Raw genomic sequence first — 19891 nt, 5'->3', positions numbered from 1 at the left:
CTCTCCTGCTGTCGGCGACCACTCCTTGACCGGGATCAATGCGCGACACACGTAATTATCAGAGACTGGTTCCCAATCCCGCAGAGCCAGTTGATGAGGAGATGCAGCCATGGCCTACAAGACCATTCTAGCGGTTCTCGACACACCTCAAAACGCCAGGCCGATCACCGATTACGGGATCGCGCTCGCCGAACGCTTTTCCGCCCACCTGATCGGCGTCCACGCAGAAACGCTGGCCGCCGTGCCGCTGATCGCGCCGATGGAAATTCCGGATCCCTCCGCCGTGCAGATCCTCCAGGACGCGGCGCAGAAGGAGACGGCGGAGGTGGAGCGGATCTTCAGGCAACAGTCGTCCCGCGAGGGACTTTCCACCGAGTGGCGCAGTTGCATGTCGTCGGCGGGCTACGGCTCCCATTCGGTGATGGACACCGCCCGCTCGGTCGATCTGATCGTCGCGAGCCAGAGCGATCCGGCGCATGCCGATCACCGCGCCGATCTAGAGACATTCCTCTTCGACAGCGGCAGGCCGATGCTGCTCGTCCCCTACACGATGAAGGTGCCGCAGCCGATCAAGCGGGTGATGATCGCCTGGAACGGATCGCGGGAGGCTGCGCGTGCGACCTTCGATTCGATGCCGTTCCTCAAAGCGGCCGACAGCGTCGAGGTGTTCTGCGTCGATCCCGGCGACCGCAACAGCCAGACGTCGGAAACGGCCGGCGCCGAGATCGCTGCAACTCTTGCACGGCACGGCATCAACGTGACGCTGACGACCCGGGAGGCGCATGGCGTGACCACCGCAGTGGCGATCGAGAATCGCCTCTCCGAGGGCAGCGTCGACCTTCTGGTGATGGGCGGTTACGGCCATTCGCGCTGGTGGGAAATGCTGTTCGGCGGCGTGACGCGCAGCCTGCTCGATTCGATGACGGCGCTGACTTTGCTTTCCCGCTGACAAATCCTTGCGTCTACGGGCGAATTGCCGCTATTAGCGAGAGCCAGCAACATGCTTTCGCTAATGGTGGCCAGCCTCATGTCTCTTCCCGAAAAAGCCTTCCCCGTTTCCTGGGATCAATTCCATCGTGACGCCCGGGCGCTTGCCTGGCGTCTCGCAGGCCTCAAGCGGGATTTCCGTGCGATCGTCTGTATCACCCGCGGCGGCCTGGTGCCGGCGGCGATCATTTCGCGCGAACTCAATATCCGCCTCATCGAGACGGTCTGCATCGCCTCCTACCACGACTACGTCAACCAGGGCGAAATGAACCTGCTCAAGGGGATCACGCCGGAACTGACGGTTGACGAAGGCGCCGGCGTTCTGGTGATCGACGACCTGACCGACACCGGCAAGACGGCATCGGAGGTGCGCGCCATGCTGCCGAAGGCGCATTTCGCCTGCGTCTATGCCAAACCCTCCGGCGTGCCGACCATCGACACTTTCGTCACGGAAGTCAGCCAGGACACCTGGATCTATTTCCCCTGGGACATGGGCTTCACCTACCAGGAGCCGATCGCCAAGGCGGACCGCAGCTAAGGTCTATAACAGCAAGCTTCGGGCGGGGGCGCGACGACGTAGAGCGATCTCCGCGAGAGCGCTTCGTGCGGACGAGCCCACGAAATCCGGCGCGCCCCAAAGCCCTGCGCGAAATCATTCATTTCGGCTCGTGAAGGCTCCAGGAGAACTCCTCGCGGCTTGAATTTGGCATTCATCAAGGAACTCGCGTCGAGGTTTCGTCCCAGGCGCTATATTTCTCCGCTTTCCTCATGAGGGCGTCCTAATTTTATTTTTTCTTCATATAAAGAAGGAACACTGTCGTCCGTAGGCTTTGCCTGACAATGGCGGCACGGGCATGATGCCTGTCGTGTAACACTCTCAGCGTACGATGTCCGAGTTCAATCCGCCAGGCTGGGGTCCCCCCGGTCGCGTCTGCATGACATCGAGGCCCGCATGCGTGATTTTTTGAATAGGATGCCGCTGACCACGAAACTGGCGGCGCTTATTGTCGCGGTCAACATTTGTGGCGTTTCCGCGCTGGCCACCTATACCTGGATATCCGAAACGCGCTTGCTGATCAGCACGGCGACGGCACATTGGTCGCGCGGCGCCGAGCAGTTCGCGTCGGTTGCGGCAGGCGGCGTGAAATGGGGCAAGGTCAACGCGGTGCGGGAAGCCTATGCCCTGCAGCGCGACAACCCTAACCTCGACCTCGTCCAGTTCGCCGCGTTCAACGCCGAGCTTGCGCCGGTCGACATCTGGGCACGCGAAGGCGTGGCAGGCGTCCTGTCTTCCGCCGAACTGGCCCAGACGATCGGTCAGAAACCCGACAGCACGGTTGTCGATACGACGCTGGCTTCCAGAGGTCTGGTCGGGATCGTCGTTCCCCTGCCCCCGGACAAATCCGGCAAGGTCACGGGCTATCTCTTCACTGCCTGGTCGGTAGAGAAAATCCTCGCCAAGGCGCAGCAGGAAGTGCTGAACACGCTGCTTATCCAATTGCTCGTCATCACCGTTGCGGTCACGGCCTTCCTCTTCGCAATGCGCCGGCTTGTCGGACGCCCCGTCAGGAACCTCAGTGCGCGCATCATCGCCTTGCAAACCGGCGACCTCACCTCCCCGGTCGAATACCAGCGCAATGGTGACGAGATCGGCGTTCTCTCGCGCGCACTGGAAGTGTTCCGCGGCGAGGCTATCGCGAAGGTCGAAGAAGAGCGTATCGCCGCGGAGCAGCGCCAGTCGCTTGACGAGGAACGCGCCCGTAATACGAGGATCACCGAGGAAACCAGCAACACCCAACGGGCCGTGATGGCAGAGCTCGGACACGCGCTGGAAAAGCTTGCCGGAGGCGATTTTTCGATTCATCTCAATGGTCTCGGGCCGGATTTTGAAAAACTGCAGCAGGACTTCAACAACATGGTCGAGGCGGTTGCCGCCGCCCTGACGGAGATCAAGGAGGCGTCCCACCAGGTGGAAGATCGCTCCAGCGAGCTCGCCGGCGCCGCCGACCAGCTGGCTCAGCGCACGGAACGACAGGCCGCTGCTCTCCAGGAGACCGCCGCCTCCCTTGGCCAGGTCACAACAACGGTCAGGACCTCTTCGCAGAAGGCCGAGAGCGCCGGGCACCTCGTCGAGGAGACGAAAAAGGGCGCCCATTCCTCCGCGACCGTCGTCCGCAACGCAATCGGGGCGATGGACCGGATCCAGGCCTCGTCCAGCCAGATCGGCCACATCATCAGCGTTATCGACGAGATCGCCTTCCAGACCAATCTGCTGGCGCTGAATGCCGGCGTCGAGGCGGCCCGCGCGGGCGAGGCCGGCAAGGGTTTTGCAGTCGTTGCGCAGGAAGTGCGCGAACTGGCCCAGAGATCGGCCAATGCGGCCAAGGAAATCAAGGTTCTGATCACCAGTTCCAATCAAGAGGTCGCTGCCGGCGTCGGGCTTGTCAACGACACGGGCGATGCCCTTCTCCAGATCGGCGACCAGATCAACCGCATCAGCGACAGCATCGTTTCGATCGTCCAGTCCTATCGGGAACAGGCCACGGGCCTGCAGGAGATCAACTCCGCGATCAATCAGATGGATCATGCCACGCAGCAGAACGCCGCGATGGTGGAGGAAACCAATGCGGCCTGCCAGGAATTGCTCTCGCAAGGCCGTCTGCTGCTGAGTTCGGCCAGCAGCTTCACTGTCGGAAACACAGCCGGAAATGGTGCCCAGGCGCATTCCGAATCGGGGAGGCATCAATCTCTCTCCGACAAAAAAACCGGCTTTGCCGCTCCGTTCAGACAAGCGTCCTGAAGACGCCTCTGAAGCGGCATGACCTCATAAACGTCAGCAACCTCTGGAAGGGAAACACCTATGCATAAGATCATCGTCATGCTCCTTCTCGGCAGCTCCGTATCCGCCCTGCCGCTTGGCACGGCTCTGGCCGAGGAGGCTCACGTCGCGCCGGTGACCGAATATGTCACCGGTAAAGTAAAGCCCTGGCTCACCGACGCAGTGATCATTTCGGCGATCAAGGCCCAGAATGCCACCAATGCCAAGCTGAGCGACGCCGATATCCTGGCGCTCGACAAAAAATGGCGCGCCGAGGTCGACAGTTCCAATCGTGCGACGATCGACAGCGTGCTGAACAACGCCTTGTCGAAACTTCTCGTGGAAAAGAAGGAAAAGTCCGAGGGAGCGATTACGGAAATCTTCGTCATGGATGCCAAGGGCCTCAATGTCGGCCAGAGCGACATCACCTCCGATTACTGGCAGGGCGACGAGGCAAAGTTCAAGAAATCCTTCGGTGCCGGCAAGAACGCGCTGTTCGTCGACGAAGTTGAAAAGGACGAATCGTCCCAGACGCTGCAGTCGCAGGCAAGCGTGACGATTACCGATGAGAGCGGAGCGCCGATCGGCGCCGTGACGATCGGGATAAACGTCGATTCTCTCTGAGCCGGGCGAGATACCCCTGGCGCTGCGACATCGTTGACGCCGCAGCGCCGGGAAAAGATAAACGAAGATCCCGGGCTCGCCGATGAAGGACCTGTTCGGCACACATTCGTGTAGCCTGCACGGCTATCGTCCCGACTCGCTTGAAGTCAGCCGGGACACCTGGGCCTCTTTTCCGCGGGGATAGGCTTCATCGCGAGCCGAGCACCAACGGCTGATTCTTTCCGGCCCTTTTCAAAAATCTTGGTCCTTGTCACTGGCCCGCCGGTCAAAAAACCGCGCGGGCTTATCTATTAGTGGTGGCCACAGATTCTTGAACTGCCTCGATATGGTACGGTCGAACCCTCAAAACCCTGCTGGACCGGGCTTTCGGCACCTGCCGCCGCTCACGAAATATTTCCGCACCTCGCAACGCAAGTTTCAGGCTGTCCCCGCAACTGCCTGAGAATCCTCGTCTATTTCTTCGTCCCCGTTATCCACAGCCACGAACCACAATATCTTGTGGTTATAAAAGCGTTGCAATCTACGCCTTGACGAATCTCTCGGCTCGTTCGACAGTGTTCCTTACGTTGCGGCGGCGACTGGACCGGAATTAACGAGGCCGGTTCTTCTTCGAGTTTGACGGGAAAGATCATGCAGTCCGGCTATGAGGGACGGGCTGCTATCACGGTCTCCGTGCGTGCTCGATTTTCCGCTCCGGAACAACGGCTGGGACTGGCAGAAAGATTCTGTTAATACCATATGTAGTAGTGTTGCAGCCGTTATCACCACAACATACAGGTTGGCATCTGCGGATGATCACCTGGGATCGGGAACATTCAACCGGCTGCGCGCGTCGAACGTGTGGGCTGGAGCGGCACATCTGCGCCTTATCATCAGGCGCCAACGGACGAGGATTAAGGCAATGCGCATCGAACGTCGTTTCACCAAGCCGGATACAGGCGCTTATGGGGAAATCGAATTCCGCAAGGGGATCAGCGAGATCCGCAATCCGGACGGCTCGATCGTCTTCCGGCTTGCCGATATCGACGTGCCGGCGCAGTTCTCCCAGGTTGCGACGGACGTTCTGGCGCAGAAGTATTTCCGCAAGGCCGGCGTTCCGAAGTTCCTGAAAAAGGTCGAGGAAAACGATGTCCCCTCCTTCCTGTGGCGCTCTGTAGCTGACACGGAAGCGATGAAGGCACTGCCGAAGGAAGAGCAGTACGGTTCCGAAACCGATGCGCGCCAGGTTTTCTCCCGCCTTGCCGGCACCTGGACCTATTGGGGCTGGAAGGGCGGCTATTTCACGTCCGAAGAAGATGCCTCCGCCTTCATGGACGAGCTTGCCTACATGCTCGCCACCCAGCGCGTCGCCCCGAATTCCCCGCAGTGGTTCAACACCGGCCTCCACTGGGCCTATGGCATCGACGGCCCCGGCCAGGGCCATTTCTATGTCGACCCCTTCACGGCTAAGCTCACCAAGTCGAAGTCGGCCTATGAGCATCCGCAGCCGCATGCCTGCTTCATCCAGTCGGTCGAGGACGATCTCGTCAACGAAGGCGGCATCATGGACCTGTGGGTCCGTGAAGCCCGCCTGTTCAAATACGGCTCCGGCACCGGCTCCAACTTCTCGATGCTGCGCGGCGCGGGCGAAAAGCTCTCCGGCGGCGGCCGTTCGTCGGGCCTCATGAGCTTCCTGAAAATCGGCGACCGCGCTGCCGGCGCCATCAAGTCGGGCGGCACCACCCGCCGCGCCGCCAAGATGGTCGTCGTCGACATCGACCATCCGGATATCGAGGAATACATCAACTGGAAGGTCAAGGAAGAGCAGAAGGTGGCGGCCCTCGTCACCGGCTCAAAGATCGTCTCCAAGCACCTGAAGGCCATCATGAAGGCCTGCCTGAACTGCGAAGGCGGGAGCGGCGACGATTGCTACGACCCGCTCAAGAACCCGGCCCTGAAGCGCGAGATCAAGGCTGCCAAGAAGGACCAGGTTCCGGAAAACTATATCGGCCGCGTCATCCAGTTCGCCCGCCAGGGCTACAAGGACCTGGAATTCAAGACCTATGACACGGACTGGGATTCGGAAGCCTATCTCACCGTCTCCGGCCAGAACTCCAACAACTCCGTCTCGCTGAAGGACGACTTTCTGCGCGCTGTCGAGACCGACGGCGACTGGAACCTAACCGCTCGCAAGGACGGCCGGGTGATGAAGACGCTGAAGGCCAAGGACCTCTGGGAACAGATCTCCTACGCCGCCTGGGCGTCCGCCGATCCGGGCATCCATTTCAACACGACGATGAACGACTGGCACACCTCGCCGGCCGGCGGCCCGATCCGCGGCTCGAACCCGTGCTCGGAATACATGTTCCTCGACGACACGGCCTGCAACCTCGCCTCCATGAACCTGCTGCAGTTCAAGGACAAGACGACCGCCCGCATCAATATCGCCGATTACGAACATGCGACGCGGCTGTGGACCGTCGTGCTGGAAATCTCGGTGATGATGGCGCAGTTCCCGTCGCGCCAGATCGCCGAGCTCTCCTACCAGTACCGCACGCTCGGCCTCGGCTACGCCAATATCGGCGGCCTGCTGATGTCGACCGGCATCGCCTACGACTCTCCGGAAGGCCGCGCCATCGCCGGCTCGCTGACCGCGATCATGACCGGCATTTCCTATGCTACCTCGGCTGAAATCGCCTCCGAGCTCGGTCCCTTCCCGAACTACGCGCCGAACCGCGACAGCATGCTGCGGGTCATTCGCAACCATCGCCGCGCCGCCCATGGCGAGACCTCCGGCTACGAACAGCTGTCGGTCAACCCGGTAGCGCTGATCCATTCGGAAAACCCGGACCAGGATCTGGTCGCCCATGCCAAGGCTGCCTGGGACAAGGCGCTTGTCCTTGGCGAACAGCACGGCTACCGCAACGCGCAGGTCTCGGTCATCGCCCCGACCGGCACGATCGGCCTGGTGATGGATTGCGACACGACCGGCATCGAGCCCGATTTCGCGCTCGTCAAGTTCAAGAAGCTCGCCGGCGGCGGCTACTGGAAGATCATCAACCGCGCCGTTCCGGAAGCCCTGCGCACGCTCGGTTATTCGGAAAGCCAGATTGCCGAGATCGAGGCCTATGCCGTCGGCCACGGCAACCTCAACCAGGCACCCGGTGTCAACCCCGGCTCGCTCCGGGCCAAGGGCTTCACCGACGACAAGATCGAAGCCATCAACGGTGCCACCAAGGCTGCCTTCGACATCAAGTTCGTCTTCAACCAATGGACGCTTGGCGCAGACTTCCTGAAGGGCACGCTTGGGGTCACCGACGAGCAGCTCGCCGACGTGAGCTTCAACCTGCTCGAACATATCGGCTTCTCCAAGAAGGACATCGAAGCCGCCAACATCCATGTCTGCGGCGCGATGACGCTCGAAGGCGCTCCCTTCCTGAAGGCCGAGCATTTGGCCGTCTTCGATTGCGCCAATCCCTGCGGCAAGATCGGCAAGCGTTACCTCTCGGTCGAAAGCCATATCCGCATGATGGCGGCTGCCCAGCCGTTCATCTCGGGTGCGATCTCCAAGACGATCAACATGCCGAACGACGCGACCGTCGAGGATTGCGGCTCCGCCTACATGCTGTCCTGGAAGCTCGGCGTCAAAGCGAACGCCCTTTACCGCGACGGCTCGAAGCTCTCCCAGCCGCTCAACTCGTCGCTGATTGCCGATGACGATGCGGAAGACGCGGTCGAGGAACTGCTGGCCCAGCCGGCAGCCGCCCAGGCCGTGACGATCACCGAAAAGATCGTCGAGCGGATCATCGAAAAGGTCGTCCGCAGCCAGGAAAAGCTGCCCGGCCGCCGCAAGGGTTATACCCAGAAGGCGAAGATCGGCGGACACACGATCTTCCTGCGCACCGGCGAATACGACGACGGCCGTCTCGGCGAAATCTTCCTCGACATGAACAAGGAAGGTTCGGCGCTGCGCGCCTTCATCAACAACTTCGCGATCTCCGTCTCGCTCGGCCTGCAGTATGGCGTGCCGCTCGAGGAATATGTCGACGCCTTCACGTTCACCAAGTTCGAACCGGCCGGCATCGTCACGGGCAATGATGCGATCAAGAACGCCACGTCGATCCTCGACTACGTGTTCCGCGAACTGGCGATCTCCTATCTCGGCCGCCACGACCTCGCGCATGTCGATACGTCGGACTTCTCCAACACCGCGCTTGGCCGCGGCGTCTCGGAAGGCAAGGCGGACGTGGTCTCCAAGGGCCTGACCCGCGGTTACAAGCCGACCCTCGTCTCCGGCACCGGCGGCGACCGCCCGGCCGACATCAAGGGCTCGGCGACCGCTGCCCCTGCCCGCGCCTCGGCCGGCACCAACGTCACCGCCTTTGCCGGTGCCGCCGCCCGCAAGCTGGAGCCGGCCGTCGCCATCTCGACCTCCGAAATCGTTTCCTTCAAGCGGGACTACGAGGAGCGCGCCAAGGGACTCGCCGAAGAGATCGTCGAGGAACTCGCCGAAGAACAGGCCGCCACCACGGCCCTCTTCTCCGACAAGGCCGCCGACGAGGCTGCAACCGCGAAGACGGAAGCCAAAAAGGTCGAAAACGAACGCCGCATGCGCTCGATCGCCCAGGGCTATACGGGCAACATGTGCGGCGAGTGCCAGAACTTCACGATGGTGCGGAATGGGACTTGCGAGAAGTGCGACACTTGTGGGGCTACGAGCGGGTGCAGCTGATTTAGCAAGGCGCTCTAGTGAGCATCTTTGACGAGCGCGAAGTAGAGGCGGGCCATCATCGGCTCGCCTCTACCGTTTCTGCTCAAGTCGAAGTTCTCGTGGCGTCGGCTGATCTGATCCGCAAGGCACTGCTTCATCTGAGTGTCGCGCGACACGATCCAGAAGAACACGCCGACTATCTGGCTATTTCGCAGCTACTCGGCTTTCGTCTAGTCAATGACATTGGAGCGGCAACGAAGCTCTTGGACTCCGGATATTTTGTGCAGGCAGCCGGCCTCCTTCGCGATATCGCCGAAATTGGAATGCTCGCCCTCTATTTTGTTGAAGCCCCTAACGAGGTTCGGCGATGGAGAAAGCTAACTGGTAGAAATTTGTCTAACGAATTCGGGCCAGGCGCCCTCAGATTAAAACTAAAGGGTAGTGCAAAGCTCGCATTTCTCAATGAGAGATTTCGCCTCTTTTCAGACTACGGCACCCATCCGTCTCCAACATCAATGATAGCTCATCATGACGGCACTCGATTTCACATCGGCCCACACGTCAACGAACAGCTTTATGTGACTAGCTACAGTGATCTGGCCAACCTGACGTGGCATACTACCGACGCATGCGGTGATGCGTATTTCAGAATATTTAATGTCTACGCGGCTGATCTCTACCCGACAGAAACTCAGCGTTTCATCCAGTCGTGGAATGAGATAGCGCCACCTTCGCTCGCACCCTAGGTAAAGTTCAGGGAATGCGTGAAGCCATGCACGGCCTCTGTCTGCCTTCTTGCGGGGGGAATTTCTAGCACTTAGCTTCAGCTAAGCATTTGAAATTCCAAGAGAGAGGGTTCAACGCCGGCGCCAACAGCAAATCCCCTCACCTGAAAAATCTGGCACTTAGCTGACGCTAAGTACCGATTTTTCTTCCTCTCCCGCAGGGGGAGAGGTAACCCGCGGCACTGTCGCACCACAGCGAGGCAAGCGCGGCAGCAAGCGTGGCACCACTACCTCTCCCCTGGCGGGAGAGGCTACAAAATCATGATCTTAGCGCCAGCTAAGTCATAGATTTTGTTGGTTAGGGGGTCCGCCGACCGATCGGCAGATTCACTCCCCACCGTTCCTCAGCTCCGCCAGAATGGTCAGCACCGCGCCATCGAGATTCGTCACCACCTCGTCGTTCCAGAAGCGCAGGATGCGAAAGCCCTGGCTTTGGAAATATGCATCCCGGACTTCGTCGGATATGCTCCCGGCGTGTTGTCCGCCATCCACCTCGATGATCAACCGCCCTTCGAAGCAGACGAAATCGAGGATATAACCGTCCAGCGGAACCTGACGCTTGAACTTGAAGCCGCCGATCTGCCGGTTGCGGGCGGCCTGCCACAGGATATTTTCCGCCTTGGTGGAATCCAACCGCATGGCTCTCGCAAACCGTCGATGTCGATCCGGAATGTCGCGGCGCATCACAATCCCCGATGGTGTCCATGCATTTACGCACGGAGACGAAGGGTACGGCAAGAGCGCGGCAGGCGCCCTATCTCCCCCCTGGCGGGGGAGAATGGAATTTCAACATCTTAGCTTCAGCTAAGTGTTAGAAATTCCAAGAGAGGGGATCCAACGCCGGTGCCAACAGCAAACCCGCCAGCTTCCATGGCTATGATCCGTCGGCGGCATGAGACGGTCAGGGTAAAGGTGAGCCTCGAGGCCAATGGGGGCGTCAGAAATCGCCCAATGCGTATCCGGCGCCGCGCACGGTCCGGATCACGTTGTCGGACTTGCCAAGGCTGATGACTTTGCGAAGCCGGCCTATATGGACGTCGATCGCGCGCTCATCGACGGTCGTGTCGTCGCCCCACAGGGATGCCTTGAGCTCCGAGCGGGAATAGACCTTGCCTGGGGTGCGCATCAGGAATTCAAGAAGCTTGAACTCCTTCGGCCCGAGCTTGACCTCACGTTTCTGCCGGTGAACCCGATGGGCCTCCCGGTCGAGCGTGAGATCGCCGACCTTGAGCATGTGGTCCAAGAGGGCGGGATTGACGCGCCTCAGCAGGTTTTTCACACGGACGACGAGCTCGACCGGGGAAAATGGCTTCATGAGGCAATCGTCGGCACCCGCCGCAAGGGCGATGAGGTGAAGGCCCTCGCCACCCGACGGCACGAGGAGGATGATCGGAAGGCGCGATAACACAGGGTCGAGACGCACCTCGCGGCAGACCTCGAGACCTCGCACGCCCGGAAGATCCGAACTCATGACCAGGATATCCGGCGGAACGGCTTTCAGGCGATCTGAGATCTCGGCTCCACTTGCCAGCATCGATACGACGAAGCTGTCGGCCACGAGGGCTTTCTGCAATATCAGACGGAACGACTCGTCGTCGTCGACCAACAGGACCCGCGCGCTCATCTCGTGGCCACCAACTATGTTTCCATGGAGTATCCGGCACCGCGGACGGTGCGGATGACATCCTGCATGTTGGAGAAGTTGAGTGCCTTGCGAAGTCTTCCCACATGGACGTCGACCGTACGCTCGTCGACATAGATGTCGTGGCCCCAGACGCCGTCCAGAAGCTGCGAGCGGGAGAAGACCCGCCCTGGCGCTGCCATCAGGAATTCGAGCAGGCGGAATTCGGTCGGGCCAAGGCGCACTTCGCGGCTCTTGCGGTGAACGCGATGGGTTTCCCGATCGAGTTCGATATCGCCGCAGCGGAGAACGCTGGAGAGCACCTCGGGCCGGGCCCGGCGCAGCATGGCCTTGACGCGGGCCATCAGTTCCGGCGTCGAGAAGGGTTTTACCACATAGTCGTCGGCGCCGGTGGCGAGGCCGCGAACACGTTCGCTCTCCTCGCCGCGGGCCGTCAGCATGATGATCGGCAGGCGCTCGGTTTCCGGGCGCATGCGCAGCCGGCGGCAGAGTTCGATGCCGGAAACGCCTGGCAGCATCCAGTCCAGGATCAGAAGGTCGGGTACCCGCTCCTGAAGCCGAATTTCGGCTTCGTCGCCCCGCAAAACGGTATCGACCTCATAACCCTCGGCTTCCAGATTGTAACGAAGAAGCACGCTCAGCGCTTCTTCGTCTTCTACGACAGCGATTTTCGGCAGCATTCTTGGCCTGCTCCGTCAGTTCTATTCAGTGATCGCGCCGAGCGTGTTCGACGAGTCGTCCTTCGGACGATCGCCTTCCGGCTGGGCGCCCGTCGTCATGTAGTAGATGGTCTCGGCGATATTGGTGGCGTGGTCGCCGATACGCTCGATGTTCTTGGCGCAGAACAGAAGATGCGTGCAGGTGGTGATGTTGCGCGGATCCTCCATCATGTAGGTGAGGAGTTCGCGGAACAGCGAGGTGTACATCGCGTCGATTTCCTCGTCGCGGCTGCGGATCGCCTCGGCCTTTTCCGCCGAACGCGTCGCGTAGACGTCGAGGACGTCCTTGAGCTGCACGAGGGCGAGATCGGAGAGATGTTCGAGGCCGCGGGCGAGCTTGCGCGGAACGCCGGTGCCCTGAACCGCGATGACGCGCTTGGCGGTGTTCTTGCCAAGGTCGCCGACGCGCTCGAGATCGGAGGCGATGCGCAGCGAACCGACGATCTCGCGAAGGTCGGCTGCAACCGGCTGGCGGCGGGCGATCGTGATGATCGCCTTGTCGCCGATCTCGCGCTCGGCGTGATCGAGGATCACGTCGTCGGAGATGACCTTCTGCGCGAGTGCGGCGTCGGAATTGACCAGCGCCCGCACGGCGTCCGAGCACATCTGCTCGGCGAGGCCGCCCATTTCGGAAATGCGGCGGCTCAGGTATTTCAGTTCGTCGTCATAAGCCGACAGGATATGGGTCGATGCCATCTTCTAGTCCTCAAAATTGATTTTCAGGCGGCACAATCGGCTGGATCAGCCGAAGCGGCCCATGATGTAATCCTGGGTGCGCTGATCGTCGGGATTGGTGAACATCTTGTCGGTGTCGTTCTCCTCGACGAGCTGGCCGAGATGGAACATGGCGGTACGCTGCGACACGCGGGCAGCCTGCTGCATCGAGTGCGTCACGATCACGATCGTGTAGTTGGCACGCAGTTCATGGATGAGTTCTTCGACCTTGGCGGTCGCGATCGGGTCGAGAGCCGAACAGGGTTCGTCCATGAGGATGACTTCCGGCGACACGGCGATCGCACGGGCGATGCACAGACGCTGCTGCTGGCCGCCGGAGAGGCCCGTGCCGGATTCGTGCAGGCGATCCTTGACTTCGCCCCAGAGGCCGGCGCGCTGCAGGCTCGCCTCGACGATCTGGTCCATGTCGGCCTTGTTCTTGGAAAGGCCGTGGATGCGCGGACCGTAGGAAATGTTCTCGTAGATGGTCTTCGGGAACGGGTTCGGCTTCTGGAACACCATGCCGACGCGGGCGCGAAGTTCCACGACGTCGATGTTATTGTCGTAGATATCGTCCGTGTCGAGGGTGATCTTGCCGGTGACGCGGCAATTCTCGATCGTGTCGTTCATGCGGTTGAGGCAGCGCAGGAAGGTGGACTTGCCGCAGCCGGAAGGACCGATGAGAGCCGTCACAGTGTTTTCGCGAACGTTGAGGTTCACGTCGAAAAGCGCACGCTTTTCGCCGTAGTAAACCGAAACGTCCTTGCCGATCATCTTGTGGGAAGCATCGCTCATCTTTTGGTCCAGCGCCTTTTCTACTGCCGATTCTGACATCATATTCATTGTCATACTCCTTCTACCAGCGCCGCTCGAAGCGACGCCGCAAGAGAATTGCGCCAACATTCATTAGGATGAGGAACAGGAGCAGGATGATGATTGCTCCCGAGGTACGCTCGACGAACGCGCGCTCCGCTTCGTTCGCCCACATGTAGATCTGGACCGGCAGCGCCGTCGACGGGTCGAGCGGCGTGGTCGGATAGTTGGCGACGAAGGCCACCATGCCGATCAGCAGCAGCGGCGCGGTTTCGCCAAGTGCGTGGGCCAGGCCGATGATGGTGCCCGTCAGGATGCCCGGCATGGCAAGCGGCAGGACATGGTGGAAGATCGTCTGCATCTTCGATGCGCCGAGCCCGAGGGCGGCCGCCCGGATCGATGGCGGCACGGCCTTCAGTGCCGCGCGGGTCGCGATGATGATCGTCGGCAGCGTCATGAGGGTGAGCACCAGACCGCCGACGAAGGAGGCGGAACGCGGCAGGCCCATGAAGTTAACGAAGACCGCCAGACCGAGAAGACCGTAGACGATCGAGGGAACGGCCGCGAGATTGTTGATATTCACCTCGATCAGGTCGGTGAACTTGTTCTTTGGGGCGAACTCCTCGAGATAGATCGAGGCGGCGACGCCGATCGGCAGCGCCAGGACAAGCACGATCAGCATCATGTAGAACGAGCCGATGAGCGCGACGCCGACGCCGGCCGCTTCCGGACGGCTCGATGCGCCGTTGACGAAAATGCCGCTGTTGAAATGCTTGGCAAGCGCTCCGCTGTCGGAGAGCTGCGTCATCCAGCCGAGCTGCTGGTCGTTGATCTTGCGGTTCTCCTGGCCGACGTTGAGGTCGATCTGGCCCTTGTAGGCCGAGTCGATATCGCCGGAAGCGAGCAGTCTTACCGTCTGCGTCGTTCCGATGATCGCCGGATTGGCGACCACCAGGTCACGCAGCTGAACGCGGACGCCATCCGACAGCATCTGGCTGACTGCGCGGGCTGCGACGCGGTCGTCGACGCTGACGTTGAGCAGCTTGGCGAGCGCGTTGCGGGCGACGACCGGATAGTTCGCCGTCATCAGCTTCTGCGGGTTGGTGGCACGTTCGTTCTGCGGGTCGATGATCTGCTGCGAAAACTCGACCGGCATGGTGATCATGGTCTGCTGGAAGGCGGTGTATCCCTTGGAAACCACCGACCACAGGAGAAGCATCAGGAAGATGATGCCGAAGGAAAGCGCGGCGATGCCATAGGCACGGAAGCGACGCTCGGCAGCGTAACGGCGCTTGATGCCGATATCGCGACGGACGGACTTGGCCTTGGGGATGCCGGCGACGGGAGAAACCACATCGGTCATTCGTACTGCTCCCGGTATTTGCGCACGATATAGAGCGCGTAGATGTTGAGGCAAAGCGTGATGGCGAACAGCGTGATGCCCAGCGCGAAGGCAACCAGGGTCTGCGGCGAGGTGAACTCAAGGTCACCCGTCAGCTGGTTGACGATCTTCACGGTCACGGTCGTCATCGGCTCGAACGGATTGATCTGCAGGCGGGCGGCGACACCGGCCGCAAGCACGACGATCATGGTTTCGCCGACGGCGCGCGATGCGGTCATCAGGAGCGCGCCGACGATGCCCGGCAGAGCGGCCGGCAGGACGACCTTCTTGATGGTTTCCGAACGGGTGGCGCCGAGACCGAGCGAACCGTCACGCAGGGCCCGCGGCACTGCCGTGATGATATCGTCCGACAGCGAGGAGACGTAGGGGATCAGCATGATGCCCATGACGAAACCGGCCGTCAGAACGCTCTGTGCCTGGATGAAGTTGGCATAGTCGCCGGTGACGAGACCGTTCAGCTGCGAGGAAATGTCGCGAAGGAACGGACCGACCGTCGTCAATGCGAAGAAGCCGTAGACGATGGTCGGAATGCCGGCGAGCACCTCGAGCAGCGGCTTGGCAACCGAGCGGACCTTCGGCGACGCGTATTCCGACATGTAGATTGCCGAAAAGAGGCCGATCGGAACCGCGAAGAGCATCGCGACGAAACCGATATAGAGCGTGCCGAGCAGCAGCGGAATGAGGCCGAACTGACCTTCGGAGCCACCCGAACCCGCAGCCGCAAAACGCGGATCCCATACCGTGCCGAAGAAGAATTCCCAGGCAGGAATGGCGGTGAAGAAGTGGGCCGCTTCCGTCAGCATCGATGCGACGATGCCGACCGTGGTCAGAATAGCGATCGAAGAAGCGACGACGAGGCTGCCGAGGATCACTTTTTCCACCCGATTGCGGGCACGGAAGCGCGGCGCGATCTGGCGGTAAGCAAAGAGAGCGCCGCCGATGGAAGCCCCCAGAACGAGGATCGTCATGAGGATACGGCTGACGAAGGTCATCCTGTTCAGTTCGGCAGCGGCCTTGACCATGAAGGGCTGCGGATCACCCGCAAGCGGAACGCCCTTGGCGCCAAGCGCAGCACGAAGCTCCACCGGATTATTCTCGATGCGGGCGATCTCGTCGCCGGTCAGTGCGTTCATGCCGCGGGCGATCGAGGTGATCATGCCGTAGCTCAGGCCCTGCTCGGCCTGCGATTGGGTTTTCACCTCTTCGGGAAACGCGCCGCGCACCGAGGAACTGATAAACATGGGGCTGGCGACCAGCCAGACAAAAAGAATGACGACGGCCGGCAGGATCGCCCAGACGGCGACAAAAGAACCGTAATATCCAGGCCGCGAATGAAGTTTGGAGGAAATTCCTCCGACCAGTGCCATTGCATACCGGGCACCGGCAACGTAACCGGCTATGCCGATTATCGCCAAAATCAACAATATTAGTGATGTGTTCATCATAATCCCCCGGCGTACCGCCTTCGGCGGCAACCCATCACCGCCCAGCTCCGTTCATCGGAACCGATCGCATCGCCGTCGCGCCTCGCGCAACACCATCGCCGCAAAATCGACGACTCCCCACCGAGGCAAAAGGCTTCGGTCGGAAAGAAAACGGCGCCGCTTCAAAAGCGGCGCCGGTCTTTCAATTACATGGTCTTGCCAGCGGCAAAGTCCTTGCGGAGCTGCACGCGCTGCGCTTCCGGAGCGGCAACGAGGCCGTACTCGATGAGCGGCGAGTCAGGACCGATCATGTCATCAGAGGTGAAGAACTCGACGTATTCCTTGAGGCCCGGAACAACACCCAGGTGAGCCTTCTTGACGTAGAAGAACAGCGGGCGGGAGACGGGGTAGGTACCGTCAGCAATCACAGCCGCAGTCGGCTTGATGCCGTTGACGGTGGCGACTTTCAGCTTATCGGCATTGTTTTCGTAGAAGGCGAGGCCGAATACGCCGACGCCAGTCTTGTTGGCGGCGATACGAGCGAGCGTCTCGGTATAGTCGCCGTCGATGTCGACAGCAACGCCGTCCTTGCGAACAGCAATGCACTTGGCGGTCGCCTGCTTGGCGTCCGGAACGAGCTTCTTGATGGCTTCCGCAGCACCAACTTCCTTGCAGCCTTCCGACAATACCTTCTCTTCGAAGACTTCGCGCGTACCGTGCTTCGTGCCCGGAATATAGGCAGCGATCGGGCCCTTCGGCAGAGTCGGGTTGATCTCCGACCAGTTCTTGTAAGGGTTGGCGACGAGCTTTCCGTCAACAACCACTTCAGCGGCAAGAGCCTTGTAGAAGTCCTTCGGCTCGATCTTCATGTCGCCGTTGCTGCTGGCGGCCGCGAAGACGATACCATCGTAGCCGATGCGAATTTCCTGGACGTCAGTCACGCCGGCGGCCTTGCAGGCTTCCAGTTCGCTCTTGTTGATCGGACGCGAAGAATTAGCAATATCGATCGTGGCTTCGCCGACGCCCTTGCAGAATTCCTTGAGGCCGGCGCCCGAGCCGCCCGACTCGACGATCGGGGTCTTGAATTTCGGGAAGGCTTCGCCGAAAGCTTCCGCAACGATCTTCGCATAGGGAAGAACGGTGGAGGAACCGGCAACCTGAACCTGATCGCGAGCCGTTGCGACGCCTGCGGTGGCCAGCAAAATTGCGGCTACAGCGCAGCTTCCTAGATACTTCTTCATGGATTTCTCCCTTGGAATTCGGATTGACGCTTGGGCGTCGGCTACCCTCTATCTGTTGCTCATTACAGTTTTGTGACAGATTTATTTCATTTGTGAAAAGGACGCGCCCCAGCATTTGCACAGGTTTGCAGCCGCCATGCCTGCTCCGGCAGAAAGGGCGGAATATGGGTTATGACAGCGATATTGGCGAGGGTGGACACTCCCACTGCCGCAGTTCGTCGAACGCATCAGGATAGTCTGATGTGACATCCGTGTTCGACGTCGCGCAAGAGCCCGACGGATCGTTGCCACGGAATACAGGGAGCTTCTATCTGGCCAGCGGTCGCCTCAGTCGCTCCGCGGCATGGTGTCGAGCCAGGTCGAAACCGTGTCCAGCGTGCGCTTCTCCTGATCGGCTTCCAGGGAAAAGCCGGGGCGGACGATTGCCTTGGGGGCATGGGCCTCGACCACGCCGATGCTGTCGCCCTGGCCATAACCGCCATGGGTCATGAACGGAACGACCTGCTTGCCCGCCAGGTCGTGCGCCAGCAGGAATGAGCGGATCACCGGCGGCGCGGTCATTCCCCAGATGGGGAAGCCCAGGAAGATCGTGTCGTAGGATTGAATATCGGCAACAAAATGCATGAGGGGCGGCAGATAGGCGGATCTGGTCTCTGCCGCAGCCTGAGCGACCGTTGCCTGGTAATCCTCCGGATAGGGCGTGGCCGCCATGATTTCAAAGAGCGTGGCATCGCGGGCGCGCCGGATCTGTTTCGCGATCACCCGTGTATTCCCGGTTCGGGAGAAATAGGCCACCAGCACGCGGGGCTGAGTGGCTGCGAGTGCCGGCAACCGGGGCATGACGACACCTGCGGCTGTCAGCGATATCGCCTTCAAGAGCGTGCGTTTGGGGATTTCATGGCTCACGCCCCGCCTCCTCCGTCAGGACTCGTACTTGTAGAGCGCCGCGCGATTGAACGGATCGATCTTCAGTGTCGAGACCTCCCGGAGGCCGTCACCCTGCCAGTCCGTGGCCGCCTCACACTTGGCATCGATTAGCAGCATTCCCCTGCATTCGTGCTCTTGCTGAACGCGCTTCGTTACCGCGCCTAGGTTTCGGTCAAAGCGACGCCGCGCGGTCAGGCGTTCATGTGGACAACGGGCTCCCAATGAGACCAATGTCCCCGCCCCCCACCGGACCTTGGTCCCGAAGGCAGGCTCATTGGTCCTAATCCCATGGATTTATATACGCCGCTGCTCCAGAATGCACGGCATCTGAAAAGCCGCGAAGCGCAAAGCTTCTGTGGCTTTAGCAATACAAATCAGGAGATCGGTGAACATGAACAAGGTCCTCAAGAACGGCATCGTCGTCCTGGCGCTCGCTGCAGTGTCCGTCGGCGGAGGCATAACCGGATTTCCGGACCTCGCCTTGGCCAAGGACGGCAATGGCGGCGGTAACGGCGGCGGCAATGGTGGCGGCGGTGGAAACGGCGGCGGCAAGGGCGGTGGTCGTGACGAGGTCTCGAATCATGGCAATTCCAGTAAGAGCCGGTCGACCTCGGCCAGTCTCGGCTCCGGCAAGGAGCGGACGAAGAAGGATGCCGACCGCAAGGTCTCGAAGGCAACGCCAACGGAGAAAGCCAAACCCCAGGCCGCAAAAGTGGCAGGCCTCAGCTCCCTGAAGCGCAATTACAACGCCTACCTCAACACCAACGATCCGCGGATGACCTCGCTCTCGGCCTATGTGAAGGCCTATGCGCAATACGAACAGACGAACGGCATCGATCCTGCCGCCACCGATCCCGAGCTCGGCGAGGCAGCGCTTCGCGATGCGCTGGAGGATTTCGCGGGCGCGCCGGTGAGCGACGAGGCCTTCGGATGGGCGCAGGACGAGCTTGGAGTGGGGCCGGCCGTCGGCAAGATCGACCAGGTCCGCGACCAGCTCGACACGGACGCGGCTCTCTGAGAACCGCCCTTCAAACCAACAGCGCCGTAGGCCTTCCGGCATACGGCGCTTTAAAGATTGTCGAACCGCGACAATGCCCTCTCCAGA

The 19891-nt window shown here is 60.7% G+C and carries 17 protein-coding genes; 7 read left to right on the top strand and 10 right to left on the bottom strand.

The window, feature by feature from the left end:
* The first annotated feature begins 109 nt into the window (after positions 1-109).
* The 6 genes from C5J26_RS06920 (at position 110) to C5J26_RS06895 (ending at position 9865) form a co-directional block, all read left to right on the top strand.
* Positions 110-949, top strand: a complete 840-nt coding sequence (locus C5J26_RS06920; protein ID WP_105401113.1) for a universal stress protein — start codon at positions 110-112, stop codon at positions 947-949.
* A gap of 78 nt (positions 950-1027) precedes the next feature.
* Positions 1028-1525: a xanthine phosphoribosyltransferase gene (gpt, locus tag C5J26_RS06915; RefSeq protein WP_105401425.1), complete on the top strand. Its 498-nt coding sequence runs from the start codon at positions 1028-1030 to the stop codon at positions 1523-1525.
* A 414-nt stretch (positions 1526-1939) separates the two neighbouring features.
* Positions 1940-3787 carry a methyl-accepting chemotaxis protein gene (locus C5J26_RS06910; RefSeq protein ID WP_105401112.1) on the top strand — a complete coding sequence of 616 codons (1848 nt, stop codon included), beginning with the start codon at positions 1940-1942 and terminating at the stop codon, positions 3785-3787.
* Between the two features lie 60 nt (positions 3788-3847).
* On the top strand, positions 3848-4429 hold the full coding sequence (locus tag C5J26_RS06905; RefSeq protein ID WP_105401111.1) for a hypothetical protein: 582 nt from the start codon (positions 3848-3850) through the stop codon (positions 4427-4429).
* Positions 4430-5330: 901 nt separating this feature from the next.
* A complete protein-coding gene (locus C5J26_RS06900; protein ID WP_105401110.1) occupies positions 5331-9140 on the top strand; it encodes a vitamin B12-dependent ribonucleotide reductase in 3810 nt (1269 codons plus the stop codon).
* 17 nt (positions 9141-9157) lie between these two features.
* Entirely contained in the window at positions 9158-9865 is a 708-nt protein-coding gene (locus C5J26_RS06895; RefSeq protein ID WP_105401109.1) for a hypothetical protein, read from the top strand.
* Between the two features lie 366 nt (positions 9866-10231).
* Here C5J26_RS06895 and C5J26_RS06890 read toward each other — a convergent pair whose 3' ends face one another.
* The 10 genes from C5J26_RS06890 to C5J26_RS33510 form a co-directional block, all read right to left on the bottom strand.
* Positions 10232-10588 carry an endonuclease domain-containing protein gene (locus C5J26_RS06890; RefSeq protein WP_105401108.1) on the bottom strand — a complete coding sequence of 119 codons (357 nt, stop codon included), beginning with the start codon at positions 10586-10588 and terminating at the stop codon, positions 10232-10234.
* Between the two features lie 253 nt (positions 10589-10841).
* Positions 10842-11528, bottom strand: coding sequence for a winged helix-turn-helix domain-containing protein (locus C5J26_RS06885; protein WP_105401107.1), 687 nt, complete (start codon positions 11526-11528; stop codon positions 10842-10844).
* Positions 11529-11542: 14 nt separating this feature from the next.
* Positions 11543-12226: a phosphate regulon transcriptional regulator PhoB gene (phoB, locus tag C5J26_RS06880; protein ID WP_037084667.1), complete on the bottom strand. Its 684-nt coding sequence runs from the start codon at positions 12224-12226 to the stop codon at positions 11543-11545.
* A gap of 21 nt (positions 12227-12247) precedes the next feature.
* A complete protein-coding gene (gene phoU / locus C5J26_RS06875) occupies positions 12248-12961 on the bottom strand; it encodes a phosphate signaling complex protein PhoU (RefSeq protein WP_105401106.1) in 714 nt (237 codons plus the stop codon).
* Positions 12962-13006: 45 nt separating this feature from the next.
* Entirely contained in the window at positions 13007-13822 is an 816-nt protein-coding gene (pstB, locus tag C5J26_RS06870) for a phosphate ABC transporter ATP-binding protein PstB (protein ID WP_046668027.1), read from the bottom strand.
* Positions 13823-13835: 13 nt separating this feature from the next.
* Positions 13836-15155: a phosphate ABC transporter permease PstA gene (gene pstA / locus C5J26_RS06865; RefSeq protein WP_105401105.1), complete on the bottom strand. Its 1320-nt coding sequence runs from the start codon at positions 15153-15155 to the stop codon at positions 13836-13838.
* A complete protein-coding gene (gene pstC / locus C5J26_RS06860; protein ID WP_105401424.1) occupies positions 15152-16636 on the bottom strand; it encodes a phosphate ABC transporter permease subunit PstC in 1485 nt (494 codons plus the stop codon). Before pstC ends, pstA begins: the two co-directional genes overlap by 4 nt.
* A gap of 188 nt (positions 16637-16824) precedes the next feature.
* Positions 16825-17859 carry a substrate-binding domain-containing protein gene (locus C5J26_RS06855; protein WP_105401104.1) on the bottom strand — a complete coding sequence of 345 codons (1035 nt, stop codon included), beginning with the start codon at positions 17857-17859 and terminating at the stop codon, positions 16825-16827.
* A gap of 327 nt (positions 17860-18186) precedes the next feature.
* Complete coding sequence (locus C5J26_RS06850; RefSeq protein ID WP_245441113.1) at positions 18187-18765, bottom strand: flavodoxin; 579 nt, start codon at positions 18763-18765, stop codon at positions 18187-18189.
* A gap of 15 nt (positions 18766-18780) precedes the next feature.
* A complete protein-coding gene (locus C5J26_RS33510; protein WP_256386071.1) occupies positions 18781-18903 on the bottom strand; it encodes a hypothetical protein in 123 nt (40 codons plus the stop codon).
* Positions 18904-19177: 274 nt separating this feature from the next.
* Between C5J26_RS33510 and C5J26_RS32565 the strand changes: the two genes are divergently transcribed.
* Positions 19178-19804: a hypothetical protein gene (locus C5J26_RS32565; RefSeq protein WP_172724318.1), complete on the top strand. Its 627-nt coding sequence runs from the start codon at positions 19178-19180 to the stop codon at positions 19802-19804.
* Positions 19805-19891 lie beyond the last annotated feature (87 nt).

Source organism: Neorhizobium sp. T7_12 (assembly GCF_002968535.1).
Classification (GTDB): Bacteria; Pseudomonadota; Alphaproteobacteria; order Rhizobiales; family Rhizobiaceae; genus Neorhizobium; species Neorhizobium tomejilense.
This window is presented reverse-complemented; position numbering and strand designations above follow the sequence as displayed.

Coding starts and splice junctions, on each gene's coding strand:
- C5J26_RS06920 (WP_105401113.1), top strand. CDS start 110: ATGGCCTACAAGACCATTCTAGCGGTTCTCGACACACCTCAAAACGCC.
- gpt (WP_105401425.1), top strand. CDS start 1,028: ATGTCTCTTCCCGAAAAAGCCTTCCCCGTTTCCTGGGATCAATTCCAT.
- C5J26_RS06910 (WP_105401112.1), top strand. CDS start 1,940: ATGCGTGATTTTTTGAATAGGATGCCGCTGACCACGAAACTGGCGGCG.
- C5J26_RS06905 (WP_105401111.1), top strand. CDS start 3,848: ATGCATAAGATCATCGTCATGCTCCTTCTCGGCAGCTCCGTATCCGCC.
- C5J26_RS06900 (WP_105401110.1), top strand. CDS start 5,331: ATGCGCATCGAACGTCGTTTCACCAAGCCGGATACAGGCGCTTATGGG.
- C5J26_RS06890 (WP_105401108.1), bottom strand. CDS start 10,588: ATGCGCCGCGACATTCCGGATCGACATCGACGGTTTGCGAGAGCCATG.
- C5J26_RS06885 (WP_105401107.1), bottom strand. CDS start 11,528: ATGAGCGCGCGGGTCCTGTTGGTCGACGACGACGAGTCGTTCCGTCTG.
- phoB (WP_037084667.1), bottom strand. CDS start 12,226: ATGCTGCCGAAAATCGCTGTCGTAGAAGACGAAGAAGCGCTGAGCGTG.
- phoU (WP_105401106.1), bottom strand. CDS start 12,961: ATGGCATCGACCCATATCCTGTCGGCTTATGACGACGAACTGAAATAC.
- pstB (WP_046668027.1), bottom strand. CDS start 13,822: ATGAATATGATGTCAGAATCGGCAGTAGAAAAGGCGCTGGACCAAAAG.
- pstA (WP_105401105.1), bottom strand. CDS start 15,155: ATGACCGATGTGGTTTCTCCCGTCGCCGGCATCCCCAAGGCCAAGTCC.
- pstC (WP_105401424.1), bottom strand. CDS start 16,636: ATGAACACATCACTAATATTGTTGATTTTGGCGATAATCGGCATAGCC.
- C5J26_RS06855 (WP_105401104.1), bottom strand. CDS start 17,859: ATGAAGAAGTATCTAGGAAGCTGCGCTGTAGCCGCAATTTTGCTGGCC.
- C5J26_RS33510 (WP_256386071.1), bottom strand. CDS start 18,903: ATGCTGCTAATCGATGCCAAGTGTGAGGCGGCCACGGACTGGCAGGGT.
- C5J26_RS32565 (WP_172724318.1), top strand. CDS start 19,178: ATGAACAAGGTCCTCAAGAACGGCATCGTCGTCCTGGCGCTCGCTGCA.